Annotated in this window: 6 protein-coding genes and 2 pseudogenes; 1 reads left to right on the forward strand and 7 read right to left on the reverse strand. The window is 57.2% G+C overall.

What is annotated here, in order from left to right; all coding sequences use genetic code 11:
- Positions 1-44: 44 nt before the first annotated feature.
- Both OKW37_RS37230 and OKW37_RS37235 read right to left on the reverse strand, forming a co-directional pair.
- Positions 45-1,169 carry a glycosyltransferase gene (locus OKW37_RS37230; protein WP_429402300.1) on the reverse strand — a complete coding sequence of 375 codons (1,125 nt, stop codon included), beginning with the start codon at positions 1,167-1,169 and terminating at the stop codon, positions 45-47.
- 105 nt (positions 1,170-1,274) lie between these two features.
- A pseudogene (locus tag OKW37_RS37235) lies at positions 1,275-1,871 on the reverse strand (sugar transferase); the annotation flags it as partial.
- A 1,101-nt stretch (positions 1,872-2,972) separates the two neighbouring features.
- Here OKW37_RS37235 and OKW37_RS37240 point away from each other — a divergent pair.
- Positions 2,973-4,175, forward strand: coding sequence for a glycosyl hydrolase (locus OKW37_RS37240; RefSeq protein WP_429402299.1), 1,203 nt, complete (start codon positions 2,973-2,975; stop codon positions 4,173-4,175).
- A 706-nt stretch (positions 4,176-4,881) separates the two neighbouring features.
- Here OKW37_RS37240 and OKW37_RS37245 read toward each other — a convergent pair.
- From OKW37_RS37245 to OKW37_RS37265, 5 genes and pseudogenes are all read right to left on the reverse strand, one after another.
- Positions 4,882-5,061, reverse strand: a complete 180-nt coding sequence (locus tag OKW37_RS37245) for a hypothetical protein (RefSeq protein ID WP_429402298.1) — start codon at positions 5,059-5,061, stop codon at positions 4,882-4,884.
- Between the two features lie 228 nt (positions 5,062-5,289).
- A pseudogene (locus tag OKW37_RS37250) lies at positions 5,290-7,552 on the reverse strand (polysaccharide biosynthesis tyrosine autokinase).
- A 460-nt stretch (positions 7,553-8,012) separates the two neighbouring features.
- Complete coding sequence (locus OKW37_RS37255) at positions 8,013-8,447, reverse strand: hypothetical protein (protein ID WP_429402296.1); 435 nt, start codon at positions 8,445-8,447, stop codon at positions 8,013-8,015.
- Complete coding sequence (locus OKW37_RS37260; protein ID WP_429402295.1) at positions 8,447-10,405, reverse strand: RICIN domain-containing protein; 1,959 nt, start codon at positions 10,403-10,405, stop codon at positions 8,447-8,449. Before OKW37_RS37260 ends, OKW37_RS37255 begins: the two co-directional genes overlap by 1 nt.
- A gap of 17 nt (positions 10,406-10,422) precedes the next feature.
- Complete coding sequence (locus OKW37_RS37265) at positions 10,423-11,067, reverse strand: SCO family protein (protein ID WP_429402533.1); 645 nt, start codon at positions 11,065-11,067, stop codon at positions 10,423-10,425.
- Between the last annotated feature and the right edge of the window lie 1,805 nt (positions 11,068-12,872).

The raw sequence follows: 12,872 nt of genomic DNA on the forward strand, positions 1-12,872 counted from the left end.
TGCAATCGGTCCCAGACGACGGCCTGCTGCAAATCGCGCAGTAGTCACTCGCTCAGCACCGAACGGCCCTGGCGAATGCTTCTCAACTGGGCCGAATAAAGCAGCGCGATGTTGTTGAAGAAACGATCTTCACTGAATCTGTTGCGCGCTTCTTCCTGCGCGCGCCGCAATAAACCTTCACGAAATTTATCCTCGGCTATCATCTTCCGGATCAGCGAAGTCGCTTCCGCAGCCGTCCGATAAAGAACGCCGGTCGAATTGTGACGAATGGTGTCTATATTGCCCGGACAATCTGACGCCACAACGGGTGTGCCGAGCGTCATTGCTTCAATCAGAGAAATCGGCATTCCCTCCCAGGAAGCTGTCGACAAATAGATATCCGCTTGCGCCACAGCCGCGATTACGTCAGCACGCGTAAGCCAACCGGTCACACGCACGCCGGCGTCCTCGAGCGTCCTCCTGAGATCTGCGTCGCCGTCGCCGATCCATACGAACTCGACGCCGTCCCGATCAAACGAGCGTGCAATCTCCGCGAACAATCGCGGATTCTTTTGGACACGAATGCCGCCGACAGTCACAATTTTTCGCCTTTTGGTCGATCCGACTTTTCCGGCGCTTTCCAAACGATTGTTGCCCTGGACACTGACAGCCCGATCGATCGCGTTCTCGACCAGTACTGCATCTCGCCGAAGATAGCGGCGAATAGCGGCGCATTCACTCTCGGAGCAGCCAACGTATGTGCAGTTCTTCACACACGCAAGCAACTCCAACGCGGCGAAACAGTATCGCTTCAACCTGCCTATGTCTCGCCGTACGAAAGAGATGCAGTGCGGGCTATAAAGAAGCGCCGTTGACGGCAACGCAAACAAGGTCGACATTCGTCCCAGGAAACCTGCGAATGACGAGTGCAGATGGACGATATCCGGGTTCAATTCGATGAGTTGTTGGCGCAAGACAGGCATGATCCGTGCCAATGATGGCCCTTTCATCTGCAGATGCTGCAGGACGACATCAGAGTGAAACATCGCGCGCAAATTCTTCGGTGTTTCCTCGCGCTCTGAATAGATCACATACACCTCGTGACCTTCCTTGGCAAGGCGCGTCGCAAGCGTGCTCACAACTGCAAGCGTTCCTGTAGCAGTCGATTCGATTACGTGGACCACTCTCATAACATGTTTCTCGTGAATTGCGCAGCAATAGCGGAACACATCCCCGATCGGTCACGGCGATCGGGACGACATGCAATCTACGACAGGGAAAGGACCCCAGCCGGCTCAGTAGGCGCCGTCTTTCGCGAACACCACTTTGACGGTTCTCAGAAGAATCGACATATCGAATGTCAACGAGCGGTTCATTGCGTATTTGACGTCGAGCGAAACCCGCGTCGGATAGTCCACATCGTTGCGGCCGCTGACCTGCCATAAGCCTGTCATTCCCGGCTTCAGCGCGAGGTAGTAACGAACATCGCGGCCATATCGCACCAGCTCCTTCTGCACAATAGGACGGGGTCCCACCAGGCTCATATCGCCGCGCAGCACGTTCCATAGTTGCGGCAACTCATCGAGGCTCGTCTTGCGCAGAATGCGGCCAACCGGCGTCACACGAATATCGTTTTTAAGCTTGAAATCGCGGTCCCATTCCGCACGAGCCTGCGGATCGGTTGCGAGCAGTTTGGCGAGAACTTCATCCGAGTTCTTGACCATGGAGCGGAACTTCAGGCACTTGAAAGTACGTCCTCCTCGGCCAATTCTCGGATGACCATATACGGCGTTTCCGTGATCTCTCATGACTGCCAGCGCAATTATCAGAAGAACCGGGAAGAGCAGGATGAGTAGAACCGACGCCCCGCAAACGTCCATCGTTCTCTTCACTGCGTCGTCCCACCTTGCGACGAAGATGTTCTCGCTTTGCGGGTTCGAGTCATCCAGGGCGACCTGTTTTGAATTCGCCTCAAGGCACGCCTCTTCCAGTTTCGGATCCGCGGTGGCGTTGGATTCGAACATACTATCTCCTCAGTTCGGAAACTCGTGGGAAACGATGCCGGCGCAGGCACCCTGCGCTTGCAAAACAGATTTTGATGCGGAAGTGAATCGTTTAGTGAAGCTAATTTCATTGATTCACTGACGAGTCACGACGAGCGTAACATCTCACTCAAAGACCGAATGTTAGCAATAGCGCATAAAGTCGCCATCGTACAGTTCGATCGAGACACGTCGCCCTTCATCAGGTGCACCAGCAGTTCTTCTGCCAATCAAATACGCAGAATTCGAATCATGGCTTCGTTCTTTGATTGGTCTTATCGCCAGGTATCACTCGTAAATATCATGACAAAGCGTTCAGGTCAGACGCATACTTTTTATCAGACGTGTAACCGTTCTCTCTAAAGCTCGTGATTTCGAATTTGTCTAAAGAGAGACGACAGTTTTCATCTTTAGGAAAAAAGAACATTTGATGAAGGAACAACCTGTGTAATGACTGACCGCGGCAAGGTCTATGCGATGACTCGCGCTGCGCATCGAAGTCGCAAGTATCCCGGCTCGGCACTACGAATCGATGTGCGTTCCCGTACATGATCGGACGATTCGCTCATTGCGGAGTTCGACGCGAAGACTTCGTGATATGCCGACAAGCGTGGCGCAACCGGCGTCGGAAATCTGATAGTGAGGCATTGCGTCACACAACAAACTTCAGCTGGGACTGATGCCGAACAAGGGGGCGCATCCTTAGGAAGATTGAGTCGCTCTGTTCGGAAGTGTAGTGTCTGTGCGGGACTCTGACGTCGACACGGTATTCGATGCGCGTGTTCGACATATCCGTGCCGTCAATGCGGTCGCTTCAACAATTGATGTTCATCGGCACACTTAACTCTGATGTTTTCGGAACCAATTCCAGGCGACAGCATTTATAGTTGAGAAATGAAACTCACACTTTTCTTTTTATTCGCCGTCTTAACACTTTTGTGTGGACAGCCGATGTCGGCCTTCGCGAAGAACGGTCGCGCCAAGACAACGAGCGCGACTACCGCCACTGCTCAGCAACTCGCGGCGCTGCAGCCGCCGCCCACCGGAAGCGGAAACGACCGTTTCGCAATGGACGTGAACTGCAATCTCTGGAGTGCGGATCAGACGGCGCTGAGCGAATGCTCAAAGGACCTGGATCTGATTGCCGGATTGGGCGTCGGTACGGTTCGCCTCGGCGTTTCGTGGGACTTCATGACGCTGGCCGACGGCAGCACGCTGGACCCTAACAAAGTGGCCTTTCTGAAGTCGCTTCTGAACGCCGCACGCACGCGCGGCATGAAGATTCTTTTCCAGGTGGGCATGTACGCGCCGTCTAGCGCATACCAATGCCCGGCCACCAGGAATCCGCCGAGCGCATCGTCACCGCGACTCGACTTCTGCGACGCGACGTTCACGAAGTATCTCGGCTCGCTCATGGACGTCGTTCTGCTCTTTACGGCTGACATCGAACTGTTCAATGAGACCAACTGGTCGTTCTCCGCTTCGGACCCGTCTTACGGCGATCCGAACGGTATCTCCGGATACATTCTGAATCGCAGCAAGACGCTCTATTCGGAAGCCAGGCAGATCCTGAACACGAAAAGCCAGTCGGGCTACAAAACGGTTCTGCACACTCAGGGCATCTCGTACTTCTACAACTCGGCGTACCCGAATAACGGCTGGCAACCGCCCGCGGGCAGCGAGCTGATCCAGGCGACCGACTACATCAAGGCAATGGGTAACAACACGAAGAGTGCTTCCAGCCCGTTGAACATCGAGATCGACGTCGTCGACGTTCACCCGTACTTCAGCAGCGCCGACTACCAAACGCTGATGCAGTCGTTCAAGACGACCGTTTCGAATCTGGTCGCTAGCGGTCCCAAGCCGATCTGGATCACGGAAACCAACAACGGGACGACCCGTACGGACGCCGGACAACTCGCGGCATTCAATCAGTTGAAGGTGCTGATGGACAACGGTTCGGTGGCAAAGGCGTTCTGGTATGTCGTGCGTAACGGCGATCCGAGCAACGGGGAAGGCGACGGCTACTCAATCTACGATTACAACCGTAACCTGATTTGTCCGCAACTTGCCGCCGCTATTCGGGCTTACACCGCGAGCATCCCGCGAGCGCAGCGATTCCTATCGGGTCCCTACCTGACCCCGGTCCAGTGAAGGCGTCTAATTGCAATCGATGAGATGAACGCGAACGCCGACTCCGCCGTCTGCGTCATTTTGCTGTTCTGCCCTGCTCCAACGTGCTTGATGGTGTTGCAAAGAGGAAGCAGCGGACATCCGCAATGACGGATGGATCATAAGAGGGCGATGAGACTAATTATCCTCCTTTGATCCTCTCGCGCGCGCAACGCAAAGCGCACACGCGAAGACCCCAATCGCCACGCCGATCAGCAGACAGGCGGCATGCGTCAAGAAAGTTACCATCTTCCACTCCCTTTACGACCACATCGAATTTTCGAGAAGTTGAACAGCACGATGTCATCGGTGGCGTAGCCATGGCTTGAGATCTCCCCTAGCTGCACCGGACAGTGTGATGAAGGCGATCCAAAGTCCGGCAGAGATTGACAAGGGCGCAATGTCCCGCTTGCGGATGGATGCCGACCTAATAATCGAACTCACTATACCACGGGTTTAGCCACGCTTTCGGCGCCAAACTTCAGAATGGCAAGCGCATTGCATGGCCGGCGGCGCGCGGGTTCAGAAGAACGTGACGTACGAAAATAGCCGACGCGGTAGGCGAGCGCGAAGCTGCCGGCGTCGCGATGGACGAATATCATCAGCATCAAAATGGCAGACGCCGGCCGGCACAAACAGAGAGGTCGAAAAGATCCCGCCATAGATGAAGACGCCGGTGCCCGTGCGCTCAGCTGGTCGGCGCTTCACCCAGCGTCTGCTGCAGAAATACGCCGAATGCGAGGGCGATCACCGGGATCGAATCGGAGGGGCGGAAATGATCGTGGCCACCAAGCGCGGGGCCGATCGGTATGGCGACGGCGCTGCAACTCGTCATTGCACGCACGGCCTGGGCCTTGTCCGCCGCCATGCACGCAACCTCCGGACGCAAGCCGATTAACGAGCGGATAAAAAGTACCCGAGAGCCGTCGGCCCGCAGAACTTCCCGATCAATAGAATCGAAACGAAATTGAGCGCCTGACTCAGTACAACTCCAGCGACACTGACGAATGAGTCTTTGATATCCGCCAATCATCCACGCCGAAAGTCGGCTGATTTTTCATCACCATTCGTGACGACGGCCCTCGCGCCGTGAAGGCTAGTCTTTCTTTGTCTCTCCACTGGCCGGCAGTGCATCGAGATAGGAAGCACTGCGATAGAGGTCTGCGCGCGCGCCGAGACTATAGCGATAGACATCCGTATCGATCCCGTTGAAGATCACACCCTTCACCCGGGCATTCGCCTGCTTGAGCTGCGCGGTCGCCTCCAGCACCTGCGCAATGGAAGTGGTCTCGAAGCGGGTCACCAGTAACGCGGTGCCGCAGCTATCCGCAAGCGCGGTCGCGTCGGAGACGGCGAGCACCGGCGGCGTGTCGATCAGCACGATATCGTATTCGCTCGTCTTCGCGAGGAATTGCTGCATGCGTTCGCTCACCAGAAGCTCGGCCGGGTTCTCCGGTATCGCTCCGCGCGCAACGAAGTCGAGGCCCGGACGCACGTCACGCATGATCACCGGGTCGGACGTCACCTCCGACGTCAGATAGTCAGCCAGGCCGGGTGTCGAGTCGAGACCAAAGTATTGCTCGAGATGACCTTTTCGCAGGTCCGCGTCGATCAGCAACACCCGCTTGCCGGCCGCCGATACGACCGCCGCCAGATTCGCCGAAAAGGAACGACTTGCCCACCTGTTCCGTCGGCCCCGTCAGCAGCACGCGATTGTCGCCCGATTCCGATTCCAGCATGGCAAAATGAAGCGCGGTTCTGAGTCGGCGCAGGCTTTCAATCGACGGGTCGCGCGGAAACTCGCTCGCCAGCAGGAACTTCTCGCCAGCGGGCAGCTTCGGCGTCTTGCCGATTCGCGCGACTTTCGCCTGCGACAGCGGCACGCTCGCATAGACGTTCAGGCCCGTTTGCTCCTCGATCTCCTGCGCGTCGGTCACGCCCCGATACAGTGCCGTACGCCCGAACGCCGCACCCACGCCCAGAATCAGGCCGCCCAACGCAGCATAGATCATCACCAGAAGCCTGTTCGGTTTGATCGGCTCTTTCGGCACCACCGGGTTATCGATCAACCGCACCGTTCCAACCTTGCCGGCGCGAACCAGTCTGAGCTGTTGCATGTTGTTCAGCATGCCGACGTAAAGCTCGTTGTTCACGTTCATGTCCCGGGTCAGGCGCACCGCATTCTGCTCCAGGTCCGGCAACGCCTGTTCCTGCTGCGACAAGCTTCCGATCCTGCTGCTCAGCATGCCGATCTGCTGATCGATCGCCTGGATCGCGGGGTGACCCGGCGCGTAGATCGCGCCCATCTCCGCGCGCTTCTGCTTCAGTTCGAGCAGGCTGCGCTGCGTGGCTACGCTTTGATCCAGATAGGCCTTGCCCTGCTCACTCAGATTGAACACGCCCATGCGGTTGCGCATGTCGTTATAGCGTCCCTCGGCGCGCTCCAGGTCGCTCTTGAGTTGCGGCAGCTGCTCGCTCAGGAACGCAAGCGACTTCTCGGCTTCCGCCGCCTTGCGCTTCAGATTCTGGTCAACATACGCATTGCCGATTTCGGCGAGCGTGCTGGCCGTCAGCAGCCGCTCAGAGCCCATCAGCGACGCGCCGATGATGCCGCTGTCTTTACCCTTCTGCGAGACCGTCAGCCGGTTTTGCAGGCTTTCCACCGTCTTCTCGCGCGACTGTCTCTCCAGAATGAATTGCGTGCCCGGCTTTGCGTTCAGCGAATCGACCTGCAGCGTGATCGCGCCATCGGGCAGTTTCGTGTCGAGCTTTTCGCCCACGCGACCCTCGATCGGCTCGCTGAGATCCGACTGCTCCAGCCGGTAGCGTCCGCCCTCCCGAACCGTCAGAACGAACTTCTCGCCTTCGAATGCTTCCGGGACGTCGAAGCTGGACACCTTGATCGCTTCATCGCCCCATGCATATCCGCCAAATCCAAAGATACCTGGCTCGGAAAGACTCCGGGCTTGCCGGCCCAACCAGTCTCCGATCAAGGGAAAGCGCTTCGGCTTTGCGCTGACGTCGAGGTGCAGATCGTCAACGGCTTTTCCGACCACCATTCTCGACTGCAGGATTTCCATTTCAGCCGTCGCCTCCGTTTTGACGTCGAACATGCTGGAGACGTCGCCCAGCGGGCCTTTTGAATTGTTGGTCGGAATGCTGTCTTCAACCTGCACGAGAATATCGGCCTGGTACACCGACGGCGCGATAAACGCGTAGGCCACGCCCACGGCGAGCACACTGCCGGCGATCCCACCGACCAGCCAGCGGTTGGCCATTAGAACGTCGAAATAACGCGAAAGACTGACATCGTTATTCCGGAGCACGGCAGCATTCGTAAGCAGAGAGTTCTGATTCATCGAAACCCCAGGGCGGGTGTACGAAAAGGATGGAAGCTCGATTTAATGTGCAGGCGATGCGGCGTTGCCAGATCTCGCTTTTTGTCACGGGACGGCTGAAATCGGACGCACAGGCCGAGTACGTCAGTCCTGCTCGCAAGCGTGCTCGAAATGAATCGTCTTATGGTCTAAAAGAGACTTCCGCCGGGTCTGGCGCAGACTTCTAATTTTTCCGCATCCGATGTATTGCGCCAGCAAACAGAAATCGAGTTATTCATAGCAGAAGTTATCGCAGCCTATCTGACGGCTTGCCGCACCTCCGTACGCTGCCGCACATTCGCGTTTTTCGCCCCAACGGGTCGTGCGCAATTGCGATGTTGCTATTTCGATCATTTCGAACAAGCGCCGGTATAGCGTGAAAACACCGACAAAAGCTGGTGGAGCAAACGGCGCCGAATTCGCGCAACCGCACGCAAGGGTGCTAGGGCTTCGTCACGAAATGCCAGAGCGCCGCACACTCGGTGTCGGATATCCGGTAGTGAGGCATGGCTTTGCGCAACATCACGTTGACCGGGTCGATGCCTTCCCTCAGCGCCCTGCAGAACGTCGCCTGATCGTAACTGCTCGCCGGACCGTCCCTTCGACTCTTCGCAGGAAACAGGTTGCCGGCGGTCAAGGGTGGTGCGAATGCGTCGCTCGAGCCGGTTTGCGAATGGCAGTTCGCACAACGGGTGGTCGAGCCGGGCAACAGACGATCGTCGTCGCGCAATTGCGCCTCAACCGAATGCTGCCCGTTGAAGATCGAACACCCGAGATCGTTCGACTCACAAAGCGGCGCGCCATGCGCGACATACGTGATGTTCGCCAGCGCCAGCGCCAGCGCACGCGCCGCGGTTCGCCGTGACCGTAACGCCATCACTGGATCTGCACCGTGCGCGAAACGCTCGGCACGCCCTTCGCGTTCAGGCCAAACAGCATGTAGTAGCCAGGCACGACGACACCCGGATCGGAAGGAATATTGATCAGATATTCGCCCGCCGTTCCTACCGTGAAAGTCACGGGTACCCGTCGCTGCTCGTTGTTGACCGCGTGGGTCGACGAAGACATGCGCATCAACGCAAAGGCCTTGATGCCACTGCTGCCCGTTACGGCGATCGATGTCCCGAGCTGTGCCGTAGTGGGCGCGGCTGTGAGGGTCGGCCGTGTTGCCGCCGAGCCGTCCGCGTTGAGCAGGTACGGCGGCGTCAGTATTTCGAGGTTCGTATGGTTTGTCGAGCAGGTTCCGCACAGTCCACCGCCACCACTCAGTACGCGACCGTCCGACAACAGCAGTGCGATGCTGTGATAGTTACGCGGCACGGCTTGCGGCGGGAGCACCGAGAAAGTCTTGGTGGTAGGGTCCCACAACTCTGGCGCCAGCACGGCGGTGTCGTCCGAAAACGTTATCGGGTACGCCTCTCCACCAAGGACTACCACCTGACCGTTCGGCAAGACCACGCTGGTGTTGAAGGCGCGGCGGTAATTCATCGGCGTAAGCGTTTGAGTCACCGCGGTGCCGCTGCTGATGTCGATTAGGGTGGCGTCCGCAGTCGCGTTGGCATACTCGTAGCTCGGCGCACCGCCTACAGCCAGGATCTTGCCGATATCGTACATAACGGCGTTGCCGTTCATCGCATCGGTATCGCTGCCCCGGTTGCCGGCAGGCGTCACGTTGCCCGCGCCGGCGGTATCGAACCAGTGCATGGCGACGCTCGGGCCGGCGTGGAAGACTCGCCCATTTGCCACCGCAAACAGCCATGCATGATTGTCGGAGCGGAAAATGCCAGCCGCGTCATTCGTGAGGATGTAGTCGGCGAGAATGGCGCTATTGAGCTGCCAACCCGTACTCGGTGACCAGGTTTCGCCGGTCTTGCCGCCCTCGCCTCCGTTCCACGAGCCGCCCACCAGGAATACGTTGCCATTGCTCAACGTTACGCTGCCGTGGTAGGCGCGCGGAATATTCATTAGAGGACCTGACGACCATTTTCCAGTCGAAGGCGTGTAGAAACTCGTCGCGTCGCTGCTCGAGCCACCAGTGACGTAAATACGGCCATCCGGAAGATTGACGATTCCCGGGCAGAACATATCGTGGCCGGTATTCGACACGAGAACCTGTTTGCTCGTGCCGGTAGTCGGGTTAAAGATTGCGGTGTATGTGTTGCCGGGGGTGACTTCGCCAGACGTAAAGTCCAGCTTCTGGTCGGCGGACCACACTACCACGGTGCCATCGGGCAGATTCGCCGCAGCTGCCGGCACGATCGACAGGTTATAGGGTGTAGTCCACTTTGCCGGCAATGTTTTCGCGGTCATGCCGCTGATCTGCCACGTCTGCAGAGCGGTTCCGCTGCAAGCCTGCTGCGTGATCTGCGAGCCCTGCGCCGTGAGGCTGGCAGCAGCCAGACACAGGTGACTCTGCGACGCGACGATTGCAAAGCCGCCACCTTGCGGGATCAGCTGAAAGCTTTGATTCGCCTGGCCATTGCAGGTCCACTGGTCCGCCCCAGCGCCGGCGTCCGTGCTGACACCGTAGATGTCGAGGCAAAGGTTGCTGTTGACGTTGACGAACTGATAAAGCCCGTTGTTCTGCGTCAGTGTCCAGTGCTGGTTATTCCCGCCATTGCACGTCCACTCGATAACCGAGGCGCCAGGCGTCTTCGATTCAGCGTTCACGTCGGCGCACAAGGTCGTGCCGTTGACGGTGAGCGTGCTCGATGTCTGCGCGTCGGCAGCTGTGGAGAACATCGAAAGCGTCGCCATGAATGTGATCAGCAGCAACGCTTTCACGCACCCGTCGAACGATTGCGAGAGGATCCTAAACGATCGGTTTTGTGACATAGCCTCAGTCCAGTAGGTTACACACGCCCTAATGCGCCCAGTACATCGCAAATTTGATCCGCGCGAGGCAGGTCGTCACTTCGCCAGCGCAACATTGCGTTCGCGTCGAAGCAGTAGATTTGGGTCGAGTGATCGGCAATGTTGCCGAGTGGCAGGGTGCTGCCCGAAAGCGCTCTGCGCATCCGGTCGACGTCCTGCAACGTCGGCGTGGCCGCCTGCCATTCGGGTCCGGCCTGGAAGCGCATGAGCCATGCGTGCAGCGCGGGCGGCGAGTCGGAAAGCGGATCGATTCCGATCGACACCAACTGAACGGGGTAGCGGTGCTGTAACTGCGATATCCGTTGCTGAACGGTGCTGAACAGTGCACCCTGCAAAGGACAAACTGAAGTGCATCCTGTGTAAATCGTCTGCAACGCAGTCACTTTCTGACGCAACAGGTCGGTTAGCAACTGTTTCTGGCCGCTTTGATCGACCACCCAGAAGTCGTCGAGACGAATGGGCGGCGTGACGAGTCCTATGCTTGCGTGCTGCGCGTATAGCGGAAAAGAAACGCCGGCTAACGCCGCGGCCGATATGGCACGCAGCAGCGCGCGGCGTCCCGGACTTCGGACCGGCGCGCACGCACGCAACGTCGCGCGAGTCGGCGCGTGTTGATGGAACATGACTATGATCTCCCGCAACGTGTAATGGCTCGCAGAACCATTCGTCGCCATCTTTTATTGCGTGTTACCCACGCGATAATGCGCACGAGTCGCGCGACGGCTACGTTCGCTTTCTAATTGCGAATCAACGGCATTCGGGAGCGTAGCAGAGAACCTTCCGGAAAATTACAGCGTCAGGCCCGCGACTTGCTCCGCTTTGTGAGGTCGGCCACATAACAATGAAACTTCAAAAACTGGGTGTTTTAGAAAGCCCGAGCAAAACCTATGTTGTCCTGAGATTCGTCGTGAGGCGGCGGAAATGGCGAAGTCGCGAAAATGAATTGCGCGCTCAAACGTGGCGGCAAGACGCGTCAGGCAGGCGGACCAGGTCGGCCCGGCCGAAGAGACTCGGCTGACCGTTACCGAACTGCCAAGCCCTGCTCCTACAACGAAGGGGTTGCCCAACAAGGCCTCAGCATCGGCACGATGGCAAGTCCGCGGTGGCGAATAGCAAGCAGCGCCGGTGTTCCGGCGGCTTCGAGTTTCGCCGCGACCAGGCGAGCCATTGCGCGTGTTTCGCTGGCGATGATATGCAGGTTCCGCGCCCCTGGCTCCCGGCCGTCTCCTTGTTCCAAAGCCCAAAGTCAAACCGTGGCAAAATTCGCATTCCGCGATTTATTTGATGCGACCGGTGCGGCCCATATAAATGCCTCGGCAGCATTATTTTCTTTCTAAAACCATACCGAAACATTTAATCAGCATTTAATTAGGTCCCAGCCATCCCGATAAGAACCATACATTGGCGGAAATAAAGCACCGCGACTGTCTAAAAGCGACAAGTAACAATTTTGTAACGGCTTTTTTGTTGTTTTGTGAATCTCTAATTCGGGCGTGAGAACGCCTCTGGATAAGCGTTGGAAGGGAGGAGGGACGCGTTGCCGATAGGCTCACATAGCACAAATTTCGTTGTTACGCTTAGTTACGTCCGATGGCGCAAGATTTGTTCCAATTCTGTATCATTCGTATTCATCAGATCACTCAGGGAAAACCTTGTCGATTTTGATTCGATTGGAAAAACTTCGCAATTTGCGACGAATTACCGAATCTTCCGATTGAAAATGATGAAAGCGGGTTTTCAGTAGGTCGCATTAAATCTGAAGATTAAACGCGATTAGTGCCCCACGCGAGTGCGGCAGCGGGCGGCTCTTGACAAAAGCCGATCATTATTCAGTTGTACTTCGTGTTGTTGCGTATTTTTTCGTGGCGACGTCCTTATCACGCGAACGTTGTTCGTTTTAGCGGCCAGGTTCCATCGGCCTTGATAGACAGATGTCCTTCTTCAGCAGACTCTCTCCAAGACTGAAACCGTCATTTCGTCGGCTTCCCCAGATCGCAAAAACTGCTTCGGCGCTTGCATTTATCGCAGGCGTACTAAGCCTTGCAGGTTGTGGCGGTGAAACAAGCGATGATGGCAGCACCGCGTCCGTGACGGCCAACTCCCTCCCTGCCGACACAGTCGCGAACGCGGCTACAGATCCGTACAGCAACGGCGTAGTGCCCCCCGACAATGGCTCTCCGCCGGTTCAGGCGAACGGTCAGCCTTATAACCGCGCCCTGGTGCAACGGGCGGGACAAGGCGATTGAACCGTTTCGCGATGATCGATACGAAACCCGCATATCCCGTGCAAGAGCATTTTCAATCGTGATGTCAGCGACCGTTGACTCACGCGTTTGACGTGTTTGCGTTACGTATGCCATCGCTTCAGGAACTGATGGTCATCGGCAAACGTAGTTCCAACGTTCTCGGCCCATCCCCGGTCAGTAGC

The organism is Paraburkholderia sp. MM5482-R2, from assembly GCF_050436125.1.
Taxonomy (GTDB): domain Bacteria; phylum Pseudomonadota; class Gammaproteobacteria; order Burkholderiales; family Burkholderiaceae; genus Paraburkholderia; species Paraburkholderia tuberum.